17 protein-coding genes and 2 pseudogenes are annotated in these 21914 nt (G+C 71.4%); 9 read left to right on the forward strand and 10 right to left on the reverse strand.

Going from position 1 to position 21914, the window contains the following annotated elements:
* Positions 1-15: 15 nt before the first annotated feature.
* Positions 16-507, reverse strand: coding sequence for an acetolactate synthase small subunit (gene ilvN, locus LRS14_RS06945; protein WP_046112206.1), 492 nt, complete (start codon positions 505-507; stop codon positions 16-18).
* A gap of 170 nt (positions 508-677) precedes the next feature.
* Positions 678-2459: an acetolactate synthase 3 catalytic subunit gene (locus LRS14_RS06950; RefSeq protein WP_046112207.1), complete on the reverse strand. Its 1782-nt coding sequence runs from the start codon at positions 2457-2459 to the stop codon at positions 678-680.
* Between the two features lie 233 nt (positions 2460-2692).
* On the opposite strand from LRS14_RS06950, the gene LRS14_RS06955 reads away from it, so the two are divergent.
* From LRS14_RS06955 to LRS14_RS06980, 6 genes and pseudogenes are all read left to right on the forward strand, one after another.
* Positions 2693-3268, forward strand: coding sequence for an RNA polymerase sigma factor (locus tag LRS14_RS06955; protein WP_046112208.1), 576 nt, complete (start codon positions 2693-2695; stop codon positions 3266-3268).
* Positions 3265-3710 (forward strand): annotated as a pseudogene (locus LRS14_RS30225) (DUF3619 family protein). Before LRS14_RS06955 ends, LRS14_RS30225 begins: the two are co-directional and overlap by 4 nt.
* On the forward strand, positions 3707-4450 hold the full coding sequence (locus LRS14_RS06965) for a DUF3106 domain-containing protein (RefSeq protein ID WP_257799060.1): 744 nt from the start codon (positions 3707-3709) through the stop codon (positions 4448-4450). Before LRS14_RS30225 ends, LRS14_RS06965 begins: the two are co-directional and overlap by 4 nt.
* 10 nt (positions 4451-4460) lie before the next feature.
* Complete coding sequence (locus LRS14_RS06970; protein WP_046112210.1) at positions 4461-4994, forward strand: RDD family protein; 534 nt, start codon at positions 4461-4463, stop codon at positions 4992-4994.
* Positions 4991-5374, forward strand: coding sequence for a diacylglycerol kinase (locus LRS14_RS06975; protein ID WP_046112211.1), 384 nt, complete (start codon positions 4991-4993; stop codon positions 5372-5374). Before LRS14_RS06970 ends, LRS14_RS06975 begins: the two co-directional genes overlap by 4 nt.
* A gap of 2 nt (positions 5375-5376) precedes the next feature.
* Positions 5377-5958 (forward strand): TIGR00730 family Rossman fold protein, encoded by a 582-nt coding sequence (locus LRS14_RS06980; RefSeq protein WP_257799061.1) that lies wholly within the window; start codon positions 5377-5379, stop codon positions 5956-5958.
* Between the two features lie 16 nt (positions 5959-5974).
* Here the strand turns inward: LRS14_RS06980 and LRS14_RS06985 are convergent, their stop codons facing one another.
* A complete protein-coding gene (locus LRS14_RS06985) occupies positions 5975-6313 on the reverse strand; it encodes a P-II family nitrogen regulator (RefSeq protein ID WP_046112213.1) in 339 nt (112 codons plus the stop codon).
* 190 nt (positions 6314-6503) lie between these two features.
* On the opposite strand from LRS14_RS06985, the pseudogene LRS14_RS06990 reads away from it, so the two are divergent.
* Positions 6504-7660: pseudogene (locus LRS14_RS06990) on the forward strand (GNAT family N-acetyltransferase).
* A 9-nt stretch (positions 7661-7669) separates the two neighbouring features.
* Here LRS14_RS06990 and ppa read toward each other — a convergent pair.
* A complete protein-coding gene (gene ppa, locus LRS14_RS06995; protein ID WP_046112214.1) occupies positions 7670-8212 on the reverse strand; it encodes an inorganic diphosphatase in 543 nt (180 codons plus the stop codon).
* 226 nt (positions 8213-8438) lie between these two features.
* Between ppa and LRS14_RS07000 the strand changes: the two genes are divergently transcribed.
* Positions 8439-10505: a sodium-translocating pyrophosphatase gene (locus tag LRS14_RS07000; protein WP_257799062.1), complete on the forward strand. Its 2067-nt coding sequence runs from the start codon at positions 8439-8441 to the stop codon at positions 10503-10505.
* 9 nt (positions 10506-10514) lie between these two features.
* On the opposite strand, the gene LRS14_RS07005 is transcribed toward LRS14_RS07000, so the two are convergent.
* From LRS14_RS07005 to LRS14_RS07030, 6 genes are all read right to left on the reverse strand, one after another.
* Positions 10515-12029 carry a diguanylate cyclase gene (locus LRS14_RS07005; RefSeq protein WP_257799063.1) on the reverse strand — a complete coding sequence of 505 codons (1515 nt, stop codon included), beginning with the start codon at positions 12027-12029 and terminating at the stop codon, positions 10515-10517.
* The gene (locus LRS14_RS07010; RefSeq protein ID WP_257799064.1) at positions 12026-12967 is read right to left on the reverse strand and encodes an efflux RND transporter periplasmic adaptor subunit; all 942 of its coding nucleotides are present in this window, start codon (positions 12965-12967) and stop codon (positions 12026-12028) included. Before LRS14_RS07010 ends, LRS14_RS07005 begins: the two co-directional genes overlap by 4 nt.
* A gap of 90 nt (positions 12968-13057) precedes the next feature.
* Positions 13058-15016, reverse strand: coding sequence for a hypothetical protein (locus LRS14_RS07015; protein ID WP_257799065.1), 1959 nt, complete (start codon positions 15014-15016; stop codon positions 13058-13060).
* 26 nt (positions 15017-15042) lie between these two features.
* Positions 15043-16557, reverse strand: coding sequence for an efflux RND transporter periplasmic adaptor subunit (locus LRS14_RS07020; RefSeq protein WP_257799066.1), 1515 nt, complete (start codon positions 16555-16557; stop codon positions 15043-15045).
* A complete protein-coding gene (locus LRS14_RS07025) occupies positions 16506-17198 on the reverse strand; it encodes a hypothetical protein (protein WP_257799067.1) in 693 nt (230 codons plus the stop codon). Before LRS14_RS07025 ends, LRS14_RS07020 begins: the two co-directional genes overlap by 52 nt.
* Positions 17195-18610 carry an HlyD family efflux transporter periplasmic adaptor subunit gene (locus LRS14_RS07030; protein ID WP_257799068.1) on the reverse strand — a complete coding sequence of 472 codons (1416 nt, stop codon included), beginning with the start codon at positions 18608-18610 and terminating at the stop codon, positions 17195-17197. The genes LRS14_RS07025 and LRS14_RS07030 overlap by 4 nt, the downstream gene beginning before the upstream one ends.
* 132 nt (positions 18611-18742) lie before the next feature.
* On the opposite strand from LRS14_RS07030, the gene LRS14_RS07035 reads away from it, so the two are divergent.
* Positions 18743-21913 carry a response regulator gene (locus LRS14_RS07035; RefSeq protein WP_257799069.1) on the forward strand — a complete coding sequence of 1057 codons (3171 nt, stop codon included), beginning with the start codon at positions 18743-18745 and terminating at the stop codon, positions 21911-21913.
* Position 21914: the final 1 nt, after the last annotated feature.

Raw genomic sequence — 21914 nt, forward strand, 5'->3', positions numbered from 1 at the left:
TCTGCCGGGGGTGGGTCAGACTCTGAGAATCCGTTCGCCGCGGCCGATGCCGCTGGTGCCGGTGCGCACGGTCTCCAGGATGGCCGTGCGGTCGATCGCCTCGATGAAGGCGTCGAGCTTGCCGGAGTCGCCGGTCAGCTCGATGGTGTAGCTCTTCTCGGTGACGTCGATGATGCGGCCGCGGAAGATGTCGGCCATGCGCTTCATCTCCTCGCGCTCCTTCCCGACGGCGCGCACCTTGATGAGCATCAACTCGCGCTCGGTGAAGGCGCCTTCGGTCAGGTCGACGACCTTGACCACTTCGATCAGGCGGTTCAGGTGCTTGGTGATCTGCTCAATCACCTCGTCGCTGCCGCTGGTGACGATGGTCATGCGCGACAGCGAGGGGTCCTCGGTCGGGGCGACCGTGAGGCTCTCGATGTTGTAGCCGCGGGCGGAGAACAGGGCCACCACGCGCGAGAGGGCGCCCGGCTCGTTCTCGAGCAACAGGGCAATGACGTGTTTCATGAGTTTTCGTCCTGCGCGCTCTTCAGACCGGCGGCGGTAACCGACGGCCCTTGGCCACGCTGTGCGAGGTTGAGGAAAGAAGTGAGTCGGCCGGAAGCCGGTCGGCACCCTTCGGCAGGTGGCTGCGGCCGCGCGGTAACGCCAGCCGCCCTCACCTGCCTAGTGGCGCTTCACAGGTCTTCCGAGCCCAGCAGCATCTCGCTGATGCCCTTGCCGGCCTGCACCATCGGCCAGACGTTCTCGGTGGGGTCGGTGCGGATGTCGAGGAACACGGTGCGGTCCTTCAGCGCCATGGCTTCGCGCAGCGCGCCTTCCACGTCGCCCGGCTTCTCGATCTTCAGGCCCACGTGGCCATAGGCCTCGGCCAGCTTCACGAAGTCGGGCAGCGCGTCCATGTAGCTGTGCGAGTAGCGGCCGCCGTAGTCCAGCTGCTGCCACTGGCGCACCATGCCGAGGTAGCGGTTGTTCAGCGACAGGATCTTGACCGGCGTCTTGTACTGCAGGCAGGTCGACAGCTCCTGGATGCACATCTGGATGGAGCCTTCGCCGGTGACGCAGAACACGTCGCTGTCCGGCTTGGCCAGCTTGATGCCCATCGCATACGGCAGGCCCACGCCCATGGTGCCCAGGCCGCCGGAGTTGATCCAGCGGCGCGGCTGCTCGAAGCGGAAGTACTGCGCGGCCCACATCTGGTGCTGGCCGACGTCCGAGGTGATGTAGGTGTCGCGGTCGCGCGTGAGCTCGCACAGCGTCTCGATCACGTACTGCGGCTTGATGACCTCGCTGCTGCCCTTGTACTTCAGGCACTCGCGCTTGCGCCACTCGTTGATCTGGCTCCACCAGGCCGACATCGACGCGGTGTCCGGCTTGCTCTGCGCCTCGCGGATCTGGGCGATCAGCTCGACCAGCACGTCCTTCACGTCGCCGACGATGGGGATGTCCACCCGCACGCGCTTGGAGATCGACGAGGGATCGATGTCCACGTGGATGATCTTGCGCTCGACCGATGCGAAGTGCTTCGGGTTGCCGATCACGCGGTCGTCGAAGCGCGCGCCCACCGCCAGCAGGACGTCGCAGTTCTGCATCGTCATGTTGGCTTCGTAGGTGCCGTGCATGCCCAGCATGCCCAGGAACTGCGGGTCGCTGGCAGCCGAGGCGCCCAGCCCCATCAGCGTGTTGGTGACGGGCGCGCCCAGCAGCGCGGTGAGCTCACGCAGCTCGGCCGAGGCATTGCCCAGGATCACGCCGCCGCCGGTGTAGATGTAGGGGCGCTTGGCCTGCAGCAGCAGCTGCACCGCCTTGCGGATCTGGCCGCCGTGGCCCTTGCGCACCGGGTTGTACGAGCGCATCTCCACCTTGTCCGGGTAGACGAAGGGGGCGGTGTTGAGCGAGACGTCCTTCGGGATGTCGACCACCACCGGGCCGGGCCGGCCGGTGCGGGCGATGTGGAAGGCCTTCTTCAGCGTGGCGGCCAGGTCGCGCACGTCCTTGACGAGGAAGTTGTGCTTGACGATGGGCCGCGTGATGCCGACGGTGTCGCATTCCTGGAAGGCGTCCAGGCCGATGGCCGGCGTGGGAACCTGCCCGGTGATGATCACCATCGGGATGGAATCCATGTACGCGGTGGCAATGCCGGTGATGGCATTGGTGACGCCCGGGCCCGAGGTGACCAGCGCAACGCCCACGTCGCCGGTGGCGCGTGCGTAGCCGTCGGCGGCATGCACGGCGGCCTGTTCGTGGCGCACCAGCACGTGCTCGATCGTGTCCTGCTTGTACAGGGCGTCGTAGATGTAGAGGACGGCACCGCCGGGATAGCCCCAGAGATACTTGACGCCTTCGGCCTGCAGGCAGCGCACGAGGATCTCGGACCCGTTGGGGTCGGCGGAGGCGGCGTGGGGGGAGGAAGGCTGCGCCGAGGCGGCGCGCTTGATTTCGGCGGGGGAGATGTCCATGACTGACCTTTGCGATTTTCTCTGACGAAAAACCATCGGTGCCCCTTCTCGCGCCCTCGTGAGGCGGATGTGGAGCCGGTGCTGCCGGGAGGCGCCCCAGATCGGCGTGCCCCCAGCAAGATGTGCTGAGCCGAGGATTATGGCATCACTCCTGGCACCTTTGGGGGATGGACGTGGAGGCCCGGTGCCATAATCCGCCGGCCTCGCAACAGGGGCTGCCGCCTCTTGCTGCCTTGGCCACCGACAAAGAACTATCCGATTTCCTGAAGAGCGTGGAAAAGCGCGCCTTCAAGCGCACCGTGTACGCGGTGCGCGACGACGATGCCGCACTGGACATCGTGCAGGACTCGATGATCCGGCTGGCCGAGAAGTACGCCGACCGGCCTGCGGCCGAGCTGCCGCTGGTGTTTCCGCGCATCCTGTCCAACGCCACCATGGACTGGTTCCGGCGGCAGAAGGTGCGCAATGCGGTGGTACGGAACCTCTCGTCGTTCGAATCGTCCGAAGACGACGCGGGCGGCGGCGATTTCGATCTGCTGGAAGCGCTGGAAAGCGCCGACGGCAGCCTGGGCGCCGAGAGCGCGGCCGACAGCGTGTCGCGGGCGCAGATCCTGCAACTGATCGATACCCAGGTCGGCGAGCTTCCGGCCCGTCAACGCGAGGCCTTCCTGCTTCGTTACTGGGAGGAACTCGACGTCGCAGAGACCGCCTCCGTGATGGGTTGCTCCGAAGGCAGCGTCAAGACGCACTGCTCACGGGCGGTCCATGCACTCGCGAAGGCACTTCGCTCCAAGGGAATTGCACCATGACGAACACATCTTCCTTGGCCCCCGAATCGTTGCAGGACCAGTTCGCGCGCCGCGTGGCCGCGCGGCTGAGCGAAGCGGTGGCCGCCGGCACCCCGCCGGACATCGACACCCGCCTGCGCTTCGCGCGCGAGCAGGCGCTGCAGCGCGCCCGTGCGGTGCGCCAGGCCGCTGAAAGCGCCGAGCCGGTGGTGGCCCTGGGCCTGGCATGGCCGGCACCCTGCGCCTGGGCCGCGGCGGCGGCACCAACTGGTGGCTGCGGCTGGGCTCGGCGCTGCCGCTGCTGGTGCTGGCCGGCGGCCTGCTGCTGATCCAGGAATGGCAGAGCCGCTCGCAGATCCAGGCCGCGGTGGAGATCGACACCGCCTTGCTGTCCGACAGCGTGCCGCCCGACGCCTATGCCGATCCCGGCTTCGTCGAGTTCCTGCGCACCGCGGCCGAATGACCGCTGCACTGCGCTTGCTGCAACGGCAGGCGGCCCGCGGGCTGCTGCTGGCACTGCTGTGCACCGCCGGCGCCACGCTGGCGCAGACCAGCGGTGACGGCACGCCCTGGAAGCGCCTGAGCGCGCCGCAGCGCAGCGCCCTGGCCCCGCTGGAGCGCGACTGGGCGACGCTGGATGCGTCGCGCCAGCAGAAGTGGCTGGAGATTGCCGCGCGCTTCCCGGGGATGTCGGCCGACGAGCGCGAGCGCATGCAGCAGCGCATGGCCGAATGGGCCAAGCTGTCGCCGCGCGAGCGCGGCCAGGCCCGCATCAATTTCCAGGAAGCGCGGCAGATCAGCCCCGAGGAGCGCAAGGCCCGCTGGGAGAGCTACCAGGCCCTGCCGCCCGACGAGAAGCGCCGGCTGGCCGACCGGGCCCGCCCGCCGCGCAACGACCGCGACACCCTGCTGCCCGGCTCGGCCACCCACACCGACGGCAGCAAGAGCAACATCGTGCGAGCGCCCTCGGCGCCCACGCCGGTGCGGCCAGTGGCGCCCACCGTGGTGCAGGCCGGGCCCGGCGCCACCACCACCTTGCTGTCGCGCCCGGCCAAGCCGCCGCTGCACCAGCAGACCGGCGTGCCCAAGATCGCGGCCACGCCGGCCTTCGTCGACTCCACCACCCTGCTGCCCAAGCGTGGCGCCCAGGGAGCCGCGGCGCGTTCGGCGCCGGCCTCCGAGCCGGCGTCCGAGGGCCCTTGACCCCTGTTACATGACGGCTGAGCGCCCCCCGCAATTCGACATTCCCGGCATCTGGCGCCGGCTGGCCTGTTTCCTCTACGAAGGCGTGCTGCTGTTCGGCGTGGTGATGATCGCCGGCTACCTCTACAGCAGCCTCACGCAGCAGCGCAATGCACTGGAGGGCCGCCACGGGCTGATGGCCTTCCTCTTCCTGGTGCTCACGGTGTATTTCGTGTGGTTCTGGTCGCATGGCGGCCAGACGGTGGCCATGAAGGCCTGGCATGTGCGGGTGGTGCGCCGTGACGGCCAGCCGCTGAGCCAGGGCCGGGCGCTGGCGCGCTCGTTGCTGAGCTGGATCTGGTTCCTGCCCGCCACGGCCACCGCCTGGCTGGCCGGGCTGCACAGCCTGGGCGCCATCACCGCCTTGCTGATCGCCGGCGTGGCCACCTATGCCGCGCTGGCCCGGCTGCATCCGCAGCGGCAGTTCCTGCACGACGCCCTGTGCGGCACGCAGCTCATCACCTGGCGGCCGGTGCGCCCGCCGCGGCGCACGGCCGCGGCATGACCCGGCCCGACAAGGGCCGCAGCGGCCTCGCCCGCATCCTGTATGCCACCGGCTACTCGGCCGCGGGGCTGCGCGCGGCCTATGCCGGAGAACCGTCCTTCCGCCAGGAAGTGTGGGTGGCGGTGCTGATGCTGCCGGCCGCCTTCTGGCTGGGTCGGGGCTGGGTGGAGGTGGCGCTGCTGGCCGGCAGCGTGCTGCTGGTGCTGATCGTGGAGCTGCTCAATTCCGCCGTCGAAGCGGTGGTGGACCGGGTGTCACTGGAGCATCACCCGCTGTCCAAGCGCGCCAAGGACATCGGCAGTGCGGCGGTGCTGATGTCGCTGCTGCTGTGCGGCGGCATCTGGCTTGCCGCCGGGTGGCATCGGTGGGGAGGAGGGTGACGATGGCGTTGTCGGTGTGTGTGTACTGCGGCTCCCGCGCGGGGGATTCGCCGCTCTTCCTGCAGGCCGCCCGCGAGGTGGGCGTGCTCATCGGCCAGGCCGGTGGCCGGCTGGTGTACGGCGGCGGCAAGGTGGGCCTGATGGGCGCGGTGGCCGATGCGGCGCTGGCCGCCGGCGCCGAGGTGCTGGGCGTGATCCCGCAGGCGCTGATGGCGCGGGAAGTGGGCCACCGCGGCCTGACCGAGCTGCAGGTGGTGGACACCATGCACCAGCGCAAGCTGGCCATGGCCGAGGCATCCGACGTGTTCGTCGCGCTGCCCGGCGGCATCGGCACGCTGGAGGAGATCTACGAGATGTGGTCGTGGCAGCAGCTGGGCTACCACGACAAGCCGGTGGCGCTGCTCAACGTCGATGGCTACTACGACGCGCTGCTCGAATTCACGCGCATCAGTCACCAGCGCGGCTTCGTGTCCCAGCCCCAGTTCGAGGCCTTGATCGTGGACACCGACGCGCCGCGGCTGATGCAGCGGCTGGCCGGCGCAGCGGCACGGGCCACCGCGCCGGACGACTACTCCAAGCTGTAGCGCCCGGCGGGGTGCTTCAGATCGCCGACTCGTCCGTCTCGCCGGTGCGGATGCGCACCACCTGGTCGATCGGCGAGACGAAGATCTTGCCGTCGCCGATCTTGCCGGTCTTGGCGGCCTTGACGATGGCCTCGATGCAGCGGTCGACGTCATCGTCCTTGACCACCACTTCCACCTTCACCTTGGGCAGGAAGTCCACCACGTATTCGGCGCCGCGGTAGAGCTCGGTATGGCCCTTCTGGCGGCCGAAGCCCTTGACCTCCACCACGGTGAGGCCGGAGACGCCCACCTCGGCCAGCGCCTCGCGCACTTCCTCGAGCTTGAAGGGCTTGATGACGGCGGTGATCTGTTTCATGGCGGGCTCCGGGAATGCGTCAAATTACGCTGATTTAAGCATGGAAGCCCCCGGCCCCGGGGATGGTGGCGGCAGCGCCCCGGCCTCATGGCGGGTCACCGCGCGGGCGCCGCCCGGCAGGCGATGATCCGGGGGTGAAAGCGCATGATCTGCCCCCCGCCCCGACCCCCTGCCGCCGGGTTCCGAGCCGGTGATCCGGGTGCACGACGACCCCGCCGGCATCGACGCCGCAGCCTGGAACGCCCTGCTGGCCGCCCAGCCCTCGCCCACCCCGTTCCTGCGCCATGAATACCTGCTGGCGATGCAGCGTTCGCGCAGCGCGGTGGCGTCCACCGGCTGGTCGGCCGCCTTCGTCACCGTGGAACAGGACGGCCGGCTGCTGGCCGCCTGCCCGCTGTACCTGAAGGCCCATTCCTACGGTGAATACGTGTTCGACTGGGCCTGGGCCGATGCCTACGAGCGCCACGGCCTGGCCTACTACCCCAAGCTGCTGGGCGCGGTGCCCTTCACGCCGGTGCCCGGCACGCGGCTGCTGGCGGTGGACGAGGCCGCGCGCGACCTGCTGGTGCAGGCCATTGCCGCCTTTGCCCGCCAGGCCAAGCTGTCGTCGGCCCACCTGCTGTTCTTCGACGAGACCGACCGCGCCGCCTTCGAGCGTGCCGGCTGGCTGCTGCGCGAAGGCGTGCAGTTCCACTGGACCGCGCCGCAGGGCCAGCCGTGGTCCAGCTTCGAGGCCTTCCTGGGCAGCCTGCAGCGCGAGAAGCGCAAGAAGATCCAGCAGGAGCGGCGCAAGGTGGCCGAGGCCGGCGTGAGCTTCACGGTGCATCACGGCGAGCAGATCGACGACGACCTGTGGGACTTCTTCCACCGCTGCTACACCCTCACCTACCGGGCGCACCATTCCAGGCCCTACCTCCAGCGGGCCTTCTTCACCGAGATGGCGCGCCACATGCCGAAGCACTGGCTGCTGTTCGTGGCGTGGCAGGGTGAAGGGGCGCAGCGGCAGCGCATCGGCGCATCGCTGATCGCGCTGGATCCGCAGCGCCGGGTGGCCTACGGCCGCTATTGGGGGCCACCGCGTACGTGCCCTGCCTGCACTTCGAGGCCTGCTACTACCAGCCGCTGGCCTGGTGCATTGCCAACGGCTACCAGCGCTTCGAAGGCGGGGCGCAGGGCGAGCACAAGATGGCCCGCGGCCTGCTGCCGGTGAAGACGGCCTCGGCCCACTGGCTGGCCGACCGCCGCTTTGCATCGGCCGTGGCCGATTTCCTGGAACAGGAAGGCGCCGGCATCGGCGCCTACGTGGACGAACTGAAGGAGCGCAACCCCTTCAAGCCGCCCGGCTAGCGGTTTGGCTCAGGCCTGTTGCCTGGCCTTCTTGTAGGCCTCGATGCCCGAGCGGATCTCTTCCTTGGCGGCCTCGGGGCCTTCCCAGCCCTGCACCTTGACCCACTTGCCGGCTTCCAGGTCCTTGTAGTGCTCGAAGAAGTGCTGGATGGCCTTCAGGCGCATCTGGTTGATGTCCTCGGGCTTCTGCCAGTGGGTGTAGATGGGCAGCACCTTGTCGATGGGCACGGCCAGCAGCTTGGCGTCGCCGCCGGCTTCGTCTTCCATCTTCAGCACGCCGATCGGGCGGCAGGTGACCACCACGCCGGGCGACAGCGCGAACGGCGTGATCACCAGCACGTCCACCGGGTCGCCGTCGTCCGACAGCGTCTGCGGCACGTAGCCGTAGTTGCACGGGTAGTGCATGGCCGTGGTCATGAAGCGGTCGACGAAGAGCGCACCGCTGTCCTTGTCCACTTCGTACTTGATCGGGTCCGCGTTCATCGGTATCTCGATGATCACGTTGAACTGGTCCGGGGCGTTCTTGCCAGGGCTGACTTTTTCAAGGCTCATGCGGTTTCTCGAGGCTCTGATGGGAGGTGCGCGATTCTATGAGCCGCACTTTTCGCGGCCCTGACGGCGCGCCGGCAGCACAAGGAAAACACCATGCAATCCGTGCATGACCTTCCCGTAGCATGGCCCGGCACTGCCAGCCCAGGCGCCACCCACAGGCGTGCGTAACAAGACAAGACTGGCACTCGATCCGCACCATGTGACCCACTGGAAGAGGAGAGAACCGATGTCGAATCAGATGGCGCTGTATGCAGCGCTGGCCTGCGGCCTGGCCGCTGTCATCTACGGCTTCGTGCAGCGAAGCTGGATCCTGCGACAGGACGCGGGCACCGCGCGCATGCAGGAGATCGCCGCCGCCATCCAGCAGGGTGCGGCGGCCTACCTGGCGCGGCAATACCGCACCATCGCCATCGTGGGCGTGGTATTGGCGGTGCTGATCGGCATCTTCCTGGACCTCACCACCGCCATCGGCTTCGTGGTGGGCGCGGTGCTGTCGGGCGCCTGCGGCTTCATCGGCATGAACGTCTCGGTGCGGGCCAATGTGCGCACCGCGCAGGCCGCCACGCGCGGCATCGGCCCGGCGCTGGACGTGGCCTTCAAGGGTGGCGCCATCACCGGCATGCTGGTGGTGGGCCTGGGCCTGCTGGGCGTGTCGCTCTTCTTCTGGTTCGTGGCGGGCAACGCTTCCACCACCGACGGCAAGGCGCTGTCGGCCGCGCTCAAGCCGATGCTGGGGCTGGCCTTCGGCTCCTCGCTCATCTCCATCTTCGCGCGGCTGGGCGGCGGCATCTTCACCAAGGGCGCCGACGTGGGCGCCGACCTGGTGGGCAAGGTGGAGGCCGGCATCCCCGAGGACGACCCGCGCAACCCGGCGGTGATCGCCGACAACGTGGGCGACAACGTGGGCGACTGCGCCGGCATGGCGGCCGACCTGTTCGAGACGTATGCCGTCACGCTCATTGCAACCATGGCGCTCGGCGCGCTGATGGTGACCGCGGCCCCGATGGCCGCGGTTCTGTATCCGCTGGTGCTCGGCGGTGTGTCCATCATCGCCTCCATCGTCGGCTGCGCCTTCGTCAAGGCCAGCCCGGGCATGAAGAACGTGATGCCGGCGCTGTACAAGGGCCTGGTGGTCTCGGGCGTGCTCTCGCTCATCGCCTTCTGGTTCGTCACCGCCGCGGTGATGCCCGACGACGCGCTGGGTGCGGGCACGCAGATGCGGCTGTTCGGCGCCTGCATCGTGGGCCTGCTGCTCACGGCCGCGCTGGTGTGGGTCACCGAGTACTACACCGGCACCCAATACAAGCCGGTGCAACATGTGGCGCAGGCCAGCACCACCGGCCACGGCACCAACATCATCGCGGGCCTGGGCGTGTCGATGCGCTCCACCGCTTGGCCGGTGATCTTCGTGTGCATCGCCATCGTGGCCGCCTATGCGCTGGGCGGGCTGTACGGCATCGCCATCGCCGCCACCTCCATGCTGAGCATGGCCGGCATCGTGGTGGCGCTGGATGCCTACGGCCCCATCACCGACAACGCCGGCGGCATCGCCGAGATGGCCGAGCTGCCTGACAGCGTGCGCGCCGTCACCGACCCGCTGGACGCGGTGGGCAACACCACCAAGGCCGTCACCAAGGGTTATGCCATCGGCTCGGCCGGCCTCGCCGCGCTGGTGCTGTTCGCCGACTACACCCATGCGCTGGAGGCGCGCGGCATGCAGGTGAGCTTCGACCTGAGCAACCACATGGTGATCGTGGGGCTGTTCATCGGCGGGCTGATCCCCTACCTGTTCGGCGCCATGGCGATGGAGGCCGTGGGCCGCGCCGCGGGCAGCGTGGTGGTCGAGGTGCGCCGGCAGTTCAAGGAGATCCCCGGCATCATGGAAGGCACGGCCAAGCCGCAGTACGGCCAGGCGGTGGACATGCTAACCAGCGCCGCCATCAAGGAGATGGTGATCCCCAGCCTGCTGCCGGTGGTGGTGCCGATCCTAGTGGGCCTGCTGCTGGGCCCGGCCGCGCTCGGCGGGCTGCTGATGGGCACCATCGTCACCGGCCTGTTCGTGGCCATCAGCATGTGCACCGGCGGCGGCGCCTGGGACAACGCCAAGAAGTACATCGAGGACGGCCACCACGGCGGCAAGGGCAGCGAGGCGCACAAGGCCGCCGTCACCGGCGACACCGTGGGCGATCCCTACAAGGACACCGCCGGCCCGGCGGTCAATCCGCTGATCAAGATCATCAACATCGTGGCGCTGCTGATCGTGCCGCTGCTGCCGGCCGGTGTGATCGGATAGACGACCTGTCTAGACAAGCACCGCGCATTCCACGCGGTTGCGGCCGGCCTTCTTGGCCGCGTACAGGGCGGCGTCGGCCTGCTCCAGCAGCGCCTGGGCGCTGGCCGCGCCGCCCGCCACCGAGGCCACGCCGAAGCTGCTGGTGATGCGCAGCGTGCCCTGCCCTTCGATGTGCTTGCCGGCATGGCGCTCGATCTGCTGGCGCAGCCGGTCGGCCACCTGGCGGGCCTCGTCGATGTCCAGGCCGGGCAGCAGGATGCAGAACTCCTCGCCGCCGTACCGCGCCAGGATGTCCTGCGGCCGCAGCGTGGTGCCCAGTGCCCGGGCCACGGCCTTGATCACCAGGTCGCCCACCGCATGGCCATAGCGGTCGTTGAAGGACTTGAAGTGGTCGATGTCGGCCATCACCACGCACAGGCCGCCGCCGCTGGCATCGCCATGCAGCCGCGCGGCCAGCGCACGGGCGAAGATCGGCTCGAAGGCGGCAAACAGTGCACGCCGGTTGAAGCAGCCCGACAGCGGATCGCGCGTGGCCAGCTCGGTCAGCTCGCGGTTCTTGGCCTCGATCTCCTGGCGCGACGCCTCCAGCGCGCCCAGTGCGGCCCGCAGCTCGGTGTTCATGCGGTCCAGCTCGGTCACGTCGTCGAAGGTGACCAGTGCGCCCCGCACGGCACCGCGGGTGTCCTTCACCGGCGTGGCGTGCAGCACCAGCCGGCGCGGCGGCGCACCGTCGGGCTGCGGGATGGCCAGCACCTCGCCGGTGCTGGCTTCGCGGCTGTCCATCACCCGGTGCCAGGCATGCTCGTGCGGCTCGGCGGGCATGGCCTGCACCAGCCATTGCAGGCCCGAGGCGGGCTTGCCCAGCCGGTCGGCCGCGGCCGCCTGCGGATGCAGCCCGTCGAAGGCGCGGTTGGCCATGACGATGCGGCCGGCGCGGTCCACGATCATCACCGCCTCGGTCAGCGTGTCGAAGGCATGCTTGACACGCTCGGGCACGGCGGCGCCGGGGTCCAGGTGGTGCAGCACGCGGCGCAGGAACAAGGCATACAGCAGGCCGCCGGCCAGCCACATGCCGGCCATGAACTGCAGCCAGCGCCAGTCGGCCGCCGGCGGGGCGAAGCGCATCTCCACCTGGCCCCAGGGCTGGGCCTGGCGCCGCACCTCCACCATCAGGTGGGTGACCGAGGAGCCACCACCGGGCGGCGGCACCCAGTGCGCATGGCCTTCGGTGGCGGCCAGCAGGCTGCCGTCGATGCGGCGCACCGCCATCGACAGCAGCTCGCCGTCGGCCGCCACCGCCTGCTCCATCGCCCGGCGCAGCAGCGGCGCCGGATCGGGCTGCTGCACCAGCACCGCCAGCTGCGTGGACACGGTGTTGGCCAGCCGCACGCGGGCCATGCGCTCCGGCTCGCCGGCCGGCGGGAACACGCCCAGCAGCAGGTCCAGCAGCAGCACCAGCAGGCTGGTGAGGGCCGCCAGGCCGATGGCGATGCGTTCGGCCGGGCCCAGGCGCACCAGCATCATGGCCGCGGCGCCGCCAGGGCCGCGGGCATGGGCACGGCGGCGGCGGGCGCGGGCGCCGGGGCCGCCAGGCCGGCAAAGCTGACCTTGCAGCGCAGGCCGCCGGGCAGCGCGCCGTCGGGGTTGGGCAGCAGCAGCCGCACGCGGAAGGAGCTGCTGGCTGCGTCGATGGTGCGGTCCACCAGCTGCACCTGCGCCTGCTGGGGCGGCAGGCCGGGCAGTTCGGGCAGCACGGTGGCGGCCATGCCGGGGCGGATGCGCAGGAAGGCGGCGGCCGGCATCAGCACCTCCACCCGCAGCGGGTCCAGCACCGCCAGGCGCAGCACCGGCTTGTCCTCCACCCGCTCGCCGGGCGAGGCGTAGCGCTCCAGCACCACGCCGTCCAGCGGACTGCGGATCACCCGCTGGCCCAGCTGCGCACCGGCCACGGCCAGGTCCTGCGCGGCCACTTCGAGCTGCTCGCGCACCTGGCGGGTGCGGGCGGCGGCCATGGCGTGATCGGCCACCGCCTGGTCCACCGCCACCGCGGAGACGAAGGCCTGGCCATGCAGCTCGCGGGTGCGCTGCAGCTTGCTGTGGGCGAAGGCCTCGGCGCTCTCGGCCGAGGCCAGCTCGGCCTGCGCGCGGCTGCGCTGCTCGGCGGCGGAATAACCGGCGCGTTCCACCGCGGCGGACAGCTGCACCAGCACCTGGCCCTTGCGCACGTTGTCGCCGCGCTCGGCCAGCATGCGGCTGACCACGCCCACCACGGGCGCGCCCAGCTCCACCGTCTGCGAAGGCTCGATCAGGCAGCCCAGCGCCTGCTGGGCAGCGGCGTCGACCGGGGCCAGGGCGGCGGCGCACAAGGCAGCCCCGGCGGCCAGGAGGCGCAGTCGGCCGCGCGGGCGTGAAGGCGGATGCGACTGCGACTGCGACTGCGGATGGAAAACATGAAACGTCATGGTGCGGGGCCGGCGGCCACATTGCGATGGGTGGATATCGGCAGACAGCCCATACCAAAGTAGTGTTTTGGTCATTTTTGCCACCTTCAATCAATCCGCCGGCCCTGCAAAACCCAGCTGCTCGCAGGTGGTCCGGTCGTCCTGGCGCAGGGCGGCCCGGCGGCCCGCGTCATGGCGCTCGGCCAGGCGCTGCGGCAGCGCCGCCAGCAGGTCGGCCAGCGGGCCCTGCACCACCGCGCCGGGCAACCGGCGGCACAGTGCCGCCGCCGCGCCGGCCAGCCGCGGATGCAGCAGGAACAGGCCGGCGTCCAGCGCCAGCCAGCGCTGCACCGCACCGGGCTGGCCCTGGCGCGCGCAGCGGCCGGCCAGCTGGCGGTCCAGCCGGCGGGCGGGGTTGTGCTGGCAGGCCAGTACCTGCAGGCCGCCGGCGGCCGCCACGTCTGCGGGCACGGCGATGTCGGTGCCTCGGCCGGCCATGTTGGTGGCCACGGTGATGGCACCGGCCTGGCCGGCGCGCGCCACGATGGCGGCCTCGGCGGCATCGTGGCGGGCATTGAGCACTTCATGCGGCAGGCCGGCGCGGACCAGCAGCGCGGACGCCCGCTCGGAATCGGCCACCGAATCGGTGGCCAGCAGCACCGGCAGGCCGGCCGCATGCAGCCGCTGTGCCTCGGCCACCACGCCGGTCCAGCGGGCGGCGTCGGTGGCATGCAGGCGCGTCGGCCGGTGCAGGCGGCGGCTGGGACGGCGCAGCGGAATGCGGCGCAGCGCCAGGCCGTAGGCCGTGGCCAGCTCGGCCCGCGATTCGTTCAGCGTGCCGCTCATGCCGCCCAGCAGCAGATAGCGCGGAAAGAAGCGCTGGAAGGTGGTCTGCGTCAGCGTGCGGCTGCTGCCGCTGGGCTTGCAGCCTTCCTTCAGCTCCACCAGCGCCTGCAGGCCGCGCGACCAGACCCGGCCCTCGGCCACGCGGCCGGTGGTTTCGTCGATTAGCAGCAGCTTGCCGTCGCGCACCAGGTAGTGCCGGTCGCGCTGGTACAGGTGGCGTGCGGCCAGGGCCAGCCGCACCGCATCGGTGGTCTGCCGCCGCGCCGCCGGCGCCACGCCCAGCCGTTGCAGATGGGCGGCCACGGCGGCGCTGCCGGCCTCGGTGAGCTCGGCGCTGCGCTCGGCGGTGTGCAGCCGGTAGTCGCGCCGCGCGCCCAGCAGGCCGCTGATGCGCCAGGCCGCACGGCAGCGGGCCTGCTCGTCTTCGTCGGGCAGGCTGTGGCTGAGCACCAGCGGGGTCATGGCGTCGTCGAGCAGGATGGCGTCGGCCTCGTCGATGAAGGCGCAGCACAGGCCGCGCAGCAGCAGCGGCAGGCCGGTGGCCGCGCGCAGCTGCAGATCGGTGGTGGCGCCGCGGCGCGCGAGCTGGTCGCGCAGCCAGTCGAACACCAGCTCGCGCGCGGTGCAGTAGGTCACGTGGCAGCGGTAGGCGGCCATGCGCTGCACCGGGCCGTCGGGCTGCACCACGGTGCCCACGCCGAGGCCCAGCGCCGCATAGGCCGGCTGCAGCCAGGCGGCGTCGCGCTGCACCAGGTAGTCGTTGGCGGTGACCAGGTGCACCGGCACGCCGGCCAGGCCGGCCACCGCCGCGGCCAGGAAGGCGGCCAGCGTCTTGCCTTCGCCGGTGGCCATCTCGGCCAGCCGGCCCTGCAGCATCGTGCGGGCGGCCAGCAGCTGCACCGCATGCGGCACCAGCCCCAGCTGGCGCTGCGCCGCATCGGCGGCCAGCGCCAGGGCTTCGGGCAGCACCGCCGCGGCCAGGCCCTGGCGGGCCAGCGTGGCGCGCACCGCCTGCAGCCGCGCGATGCGGCCGGGCTCGGGCAGCGCCGCCAGCACCGCGGTCGCCTGCTGCACCGCCTGCAGGAAGCGGCGCGTGCCCAGGCACTCGCCCGGCCGGGGCAGCAGCCGCCAGGCGGTGGCCAGCGCGGCCAGCCAGCGCGGCGGCGGCGCATCGGGCCGCTGCGGATAGGCGCCGTGCAGCACGCCCGGGCGCGGCAGCGGCATGGGGGGCGCAAAGGACAGCAACACCGTCAGGCCGCCTGGAAATGGCGCAGCAGCAGCTGGCGGGCGCGGCGCCAGGCCTGCGTGGCCAGCGGCGCGCTGCCGTGGTCGAAGCGCACCCAGGCACGGGCGCCGATGCGCTCGGCCGGCGCGGCCGGCACCTGCAGGTCGACGACGAAGGCGGGGGACAGCGTCTTCAGCCCCTGCGGATCGGCCGGATCGGTGAGCCAGCGGCCGCCGGCGGCCTCGCCCAGCGCGGCGCTGGGCAGCTGGCCGGCGGCGGCCGGCACTTCGCGCAGCGCGACGGCGGTGAGCGCGCGGCCTTGCAGCGCCGCGGGCGCATCCGACAGCCGCACCGACACCGCCGGCGGGCTGCGGCGCAGCAGGTCGATGTCGGCCTCCGGCACCGGCACCCGTAGCGACAGCGGCCGGCCGTCCAGCACGTAGCCCAGCAGGCTGCCCTGGGCGGCGTACTGCAGCGGCAGGTCCTGCGGCTTGGGCAGCACCAGGCGGCCGTCGGCCGGGCTGTGCAGCGCCAGCGCGGCGATGCGGGCATCCAGCCGCGCCAGCTCGGCATCGAGCCGGGCCAGCTCCGTGCCCAGCCGCTGCGCCTGCGCGGGGTCGATGAACAGCCGCTGCAGCCGTTCCACCTCCAGCGCCTCGGCCCGCGCGGCCAGCGAGCTGCGCTCGGCGCGCAGTGCCGGGTCGTCCAGCCGCAGCAGCAGCTGGCCCTCGCGCACACTGTCGCCATCGGCGGCCAGCACCTCGGTGACGAAGCCGGCGCTGCCCGCACGCAGCTGGGCGCCTTCGGGCGCGGTGACCACGCCCTGCGCCAGCGTGCGCTGCGGCAGCGGCACGGCCACCAGCAGCAGCAGCAGCGCCGCGGCCAGGCCGGCGGCGGTGGCCACCGCGCGGCCGCGGCGCCGGTGCAGCCGGCCGTCGTGCCGCAGGAACTGCACCAGCTTCCACAGCGGGGCCAGCACCAGCGTGACGGCCGCCCACAGCAGCGCCACCGCGCCCAGCGCCACCGATTGCGCGGTGACCCAGCCCACCACCATCACCGCCACCACCCAGCGGTAAGCGGCCGCGGCCAGGCCGTAGCCCACCAGCCAGGGCACCTCGCCCGGGCCCTGCACCGGTGCGGCACGGGCCCGCAAGCCCAGCAGGTGGCGCTGCAGCAGCCACAGCAGGTAGGCCTGGCTGCGCTGGGCCAGGTTGGGCATGTCCAGCAGGTCGCTGAGCATGAAGTAGCCGTCCATGCGCAGCAGCGGATTGCCGTTGAACAGCAGCGTGGACACGCCGCAGACGAACATCACCACGAAGGCCGTGTCCTGCACCAAGCCCGGCTCCACCAGCAGCCACACCGCCAGCGCGCAGGCGGCCAGCAGCAGCTCGGCCACGATGCCGGCCGCCGCCACCGCGATGCGATGCCTGCGTGCCGGAAAGCCGTTGGAGGCCGATGCATCCACGAAGGGCACCGGCAGCGCCAGCATCAGCGTGATGCCCACCTTGTGCACCTCGCCGCCGAAGGCCCGCACCGCCATCCCTGGGCCAGCTCGTGCAGGCCCTTGAGCACCGGGTAGGCCAGCCAGGCGATGAGCAGGTGCCGCGGCGACGCCATGTGCGCCGCGGCGAAGGCGGCGATCTCCTGCGCATGCAGGCAGGCGGCGACGGCGGCTGCGGCGATGGAGGCCAGCCAGGCCAGCAGCACCGGGCCGCTGGCCAGCCGGCGCGACAGCGGATCCAGCCGCCGCAGCAGCGACGACGGATCGCCCAGCGTCACCTTGAAGGCCAGCGGATTGACGGCGCGCCGCCGCTCGGCACGCCGGCGCTCGTCGGCGCGGCGGAACAGCAGCGCCACGTCGGGCGTGCGCTCGCACTGCATCAGTCCGGCGGCATCCAGCTGCGCCAGCAGCACGATCACCTCGCGCTGGGTGGGCGCGGCGTCGTCGCCCAGCGCCCGCACCGCATCCCACGCCTGCTGGACGCTGGCACGGCCATCGAAGCGGCCGGCCAGCCGCCAGGCCGCGGCATTGATGCGGTGGTGGCGGCCGGACAGGGTGTCCTCCAGCACGTACCAGACGCCGCCGCGCGCCGGGCGCCGCTGCACCCGCACCTGCGCATGCAGCCGAGGATGCAGGCCGGCCACGCGGTACCAGTGGGGGCTGTCGACGGGCTCGTTCATGCCACCCAGCTCCACCACTGCAGGCGCAGCCAGTCCACCAGGCGGTGGCTGGCGATCCACAACGCGGGGCGGCGGCCGGCCTCGATGCGGGCGATGCCGCGCAGGCCTGGCCGCAGCGGCGGCGTGGCGCCTTCGATCGCGGCTTCCACCTCGAACACGTTGCGGCCCTGCACCACCGCGGCCACCGGCGTGATGCGGCGGATGCGCAGCGCCAGCGGCTGCGCCGGCGAGGCGGCCAGCACCATGCGGCCGGGCTGGCCCACCCGCAGGCCGGCGATGTCGCGCTCGTCCACCTCCACGATCACGCGGTGGCCGTCGCCCTGGGCCACCGTCATCAGCACGTCGCCCCGGCGCACCGGCGCACCCAGCGAGGCCGACAGGTCGCCCTGGATCACCACGCCGGCAAACGGCGCCTCCAACCGAGCGCGGCGCAGCGTCTGCTCGGCCAGGTCGAGCTGGGCGCGCGCTTCCTCGGCGCGGGACAACGCCATCACCAGCTGCGCACGGTCGTGGCGGGCCAGCGCCTCGGCATAGGCCTGGCCCTGCTGCTGGGCCTGGCTCTGCCAGCGCCGGCGTTCGCTGTCGAGTTCGTCGCGGGCCAGCTCGGCCAGCACCTGGCCGGCAGCCACCACGTCGCCCGGCCGCGCATGCACCTGCTCGATGAAGCCGTCCACCGGCGCCACCAGCACCCGCTGCACCGCGCCCTCGATGCGGGCCTGGCCGGTGATGCGGTGGTCCGCCGGCACCACGGCCGCCACCAGGGCCGCCGAAGCCGCCAGGGCCACAGCGCAGGCCAGCAGCTTGGTGCCGGCGTGGCCGGGGCCGAGCAGCCGGTCGCGCAGCGCGCGCAGCTCGTCCAGCGCATGGCGCGGCAGGCTGCGTTGCTGCCGGCGCTTGAGCTCCAGCAGCGGGCCGAGCAGGCAGGCCAGGTGCTCGCACAGCGCCACCTCCGCCGGCTCGAAGCCGCGGCCAGCGCCGCGCTCGAACACGATGGCGCCCAGCGGCCGGCCGGCATCGGCCAGCGGCACGCTGCACAGCGCTGCATGCGCGCCCGCATGGTCGCGGGCCAGGGCTTCGTGCGCCCAGTGGATGGCCGGTGGCCCGTCCGTGGGCTGCGGATGCACCAGCGTGGCGGCCTGGTCGATGGCCTCGTCCATCGCGGCGGCCAAGGCCCGGGCCAGCGCCCGCTCGGCCGGCGCCTGCGCCTGGTGGGACACGCCCAGCAGCCGGGTGGCATCGGCCTCGTCGCGCAGGCCAATGGCCACGCGGTCGCAGCCCAATGCCACCGACAGCTCGGTGGCGGCGGCCGCGGCGGCTTCGGCCAGCCGGGCATGGGCCAGCGTGGCGGCCTGCAGGCGCAGTGCCAGGGCGGCCGGATCGGCCGCGGCGCAGGAAGATTCGACAAGTGACATAAGCAGCCACGATAGCGGCCACACAAGTGATAGAAGCCGCAAAAAGAGGCCGCAAGCCGGCGCATACGCGGGCACAACCAGCGGTTCGACGACCGCGGCGGCTGTGGCGCCGGCCCTTCCTAGAATGGCCCGATGCAGTACACCCAGACGCGTCAGCTGTTCGTCACCTTCTTGCTCGCGGCCCTGCCCGCATTGATCTTTCTGCTGGATGTGCAAACACCGCTCGGCTACGCCGAATGGGCCATGTACATCATCCCGATGTCGCTGACGCTGCTGCAGAACCGCAGCGCGGTGCCGCTGGTGGAAGCGGCGGTGTGCACGGTGCTCATCATCGTGGGCTACTACCAGTCGGCCGGGGCCACCACCGCGTCGGGCTTCGCCCACATCAACCGCGGCATCGGCATCACGGCGGTGTGGACCATCGCCTTCACCGTGGTCAATGCGCTGAAGACGCGCCACCAGGTCAACGACATCCTGTGGCAGCAGCAGGGCGAGAGCGCGGTGGCGCAGGCGCTGCTGGGCGAGCTGACGCCCGAGCAGATCGGCCAGAAGGCGATGAGCGCGCTGTGCGAGTTCACCCATGCGCCGGTGGGCGTGCTGTACCGGCTGGAAGGCCAGACCCTGCTGCGCTGCGGCGGCCATGGCTTCGACCCGGCCACCACCGCCGAGCGCTGGCAGCTGCCCGACGGCCTGCTGGGCGAGGTGGCCGTCAGCGGCCAGCTGCGCCACCTGCGCAAGGTACCCATCGAGCACCTGCCGATCGCCAGTGGCCTGGGCCGCAGTCCCTCGGCGCAGCTGCTCATCGCGCCGCTGCGCGCCGACGGACAGGTCTGCGGCGTGATCGAGCTGGGCTTCGCCACCAGTGCCGAGGAACTGGGCGAGGCCCGCATGGCCCGCAAGCGCGCGCTGATGCGCGACGTGGGCGAGGCGGTGGGCGTGGCCATGCGCAGCGCGCTGTACCGCGAGCGGCTGCTGTCGCTGCTGGAGGAAACCCAGCGCCAGAGCGAGGAGCTGCAGGCCCAGCAGGAAGAGCTGCGCGTGACCAACGAGGAGCTGGAGGAGCAAAGCCGCGTGCTCTCCGAGTCCCAGGCGCGGCTGGAGACGCAGCAGGTGGAGCTGGAGCACACCAACCTGGCGTTGTCGGAGCAGAAGGCATCGCTGGAACGGCAGAAGCAGCACCTGGTGCAGGCGCAGAACGCGCTGCGCACGCATGCCGAGCAGCTGAAGGAGGCCAGCCGCTACAAGTCGGAGTTCCTGGCCAACATGTCGCATGAGCTGCGCACGCCGCTCAACAGCGCGCTGATCCTGTCGCGCCTGCTGGCCGACAACCGCGAAGGCACGCTGACGCCCGAGCAGGTGAAGTACGCCCAGACCATCCATGCCGCCAACAACGACCTGCTGGCGCTCATCAACGACGTGCTGGACCTGTCGAAGATCGAGGCCGGCAAGGCCGACCTGGAACTGGGCACGGTGCGCACCGACGACCTGCTGCAGCGCCTGCGCGCCACCTTCGAGCCGCTGGCCCTGCAGAAGGGCGTGGCGCTGCAGGTGGTGGCCGAGCCCGGCATGCCCGAGCGCCTGCACACCGATGCGCTGCGGCTGCAGCAGGTGCTGAAGAACCTGATGGCCAATGCGCTGAAGTTCACCGAGCGTGGCCAGGTCTCGCTGCGTGCCCTGCCCACGACCGAGGGTCGCATCGCCTTCGCGGTGCAGGACACCGGCATCGGCATTCCGAAGTCGCAGCAGGAAGTGATCTTCGAGGCCTTCCGCCAGGCCGACGGCAGCACCAGCCGCCGCTTCGGCGGCACCGGGCTGGGCCTGTCCATCTCGCGCGAGCTGGCCCGCCGGCTGGGCGGCGACATCACGGTGGACAGCGAGCCCGGCCGGGGCAGCACCTTCACGCTGGACCTGCCGGTGGAGCTGCAGGAAGAAGCCGGCGGCCCGGCCGATATGGCGGCCGAGCGCAGCGCCACGCCGGCACCGGCACCGGCAGCCGCCGCGTCCCCCGCACCGGCCCGGGCCCCCTCCCCGGCACTGGCACCGGCACCGGCCGCCGCGCCGGCGCCGGAGCCCGCACCGCCTGCCGCGCCGGTCGCGGCACGCACGCCCAGCCCGCGCCGCCACACCGGCCGGCTGGTGCTGGCGGTGGAGGACGATCCCACCTTCGCCAAGGTGCTGTGCGAGCTGGCCACCGACCTCGGCTTCGACTGCGAGATCGCCTCCAGCGGCGAGGAAGCGCTGCAGCTGGCGCGCGAGCTGCGGCCCAACGGCATCCTGCTGGACGTGGGCCTGCCCGACCAGTCGGGCCTGACGGTGCTGGAGCGCCTGAAGCGCGACCCCGACACCCGCCACATCCCGGTGCATGTGGTCTCGGCCCATCCGCATGTGCAGACCGCCCGCGAGCTGGGTGCGGTGGGCTACCTGCAGAAGCCGGTGGACCGCGAAGGCCTGGCCGGCGCGCTGGATGCGCTGCAGCGCCGCATGCAGCAGCAGGTACGCAGGTTGCTGATCGTGGAGGATGACGATGGCTTGCGCAGCCACCTGCAGTTGCTGCTGGGAGGCGAAGGTGTGGAGATCACTGCCGTGGGAACGATCGCCGATGCGCTCGCGCAGCTCGGCCGCTCCACCTTCGACTGCATGGTGATGGACCTGGCCCTGCCCGACGGCACCGGTTACGACCTGCTGGAACGGATTGCCGCAACCGAGGACTACGCCTTCCCACCCGTCATCGTCTACACCGGCCGCGAGCTCAGCCGCGACGAGGAACAGCGGCTGCGCAAGCATTCGCGGTCCATCATCGTCAAGGGCGCGCGCTCGCCCGAGCGGCTGCTGGACGAGGTGACCCTGTTCCTGCACAGCGTGGAAGCCACGCTGCCGGCCAACCAGCGCCAGCTGCTGCGTCAGGCCCGCCAGCGCGACGCGGTGCTGGACGGCCGGCGCATCCTGCTGGCCGAGGACGACGTGCGCAACATCTTCGCGCTGTCCAGCGTGTTCGAGCCGCTGGGGGCCAAGCTGGTGATCGCCCGCAACGGCAAGGAGGCGCTGCAGAAGCTGGAGGCCGAACGCAGCCAGATCGACCTGGTGCTGATGGACATCATGATGCCGGAGATGGACGGCCTGACCGCCCTGCGCCACATCCGCGAGCATGCCGAATGGGCCAGCCTGCCGGTCATCGCGCTCACCGCCAAGGCGATGGCCGACGACCGCGAGCGCTGCCTGGCCGCCGGCGCCAACGACTACATCGCCAAGCCCATCGACATCGACAAGCTGGTGTCGCTGTGCCGCGTGTGGATGCCCAAGTGAA

The organism is Aquincola sp. J276 (assembly GCF_024700035.1).
GTDB classification, from domain to species: domain Bacteria; phylum Pseudomonadota; class Gammaproteobacteria; order Burkholderiales; family Burkholderiaceae_C; genus Aquincola; species Aquincola tertiaricarbonis.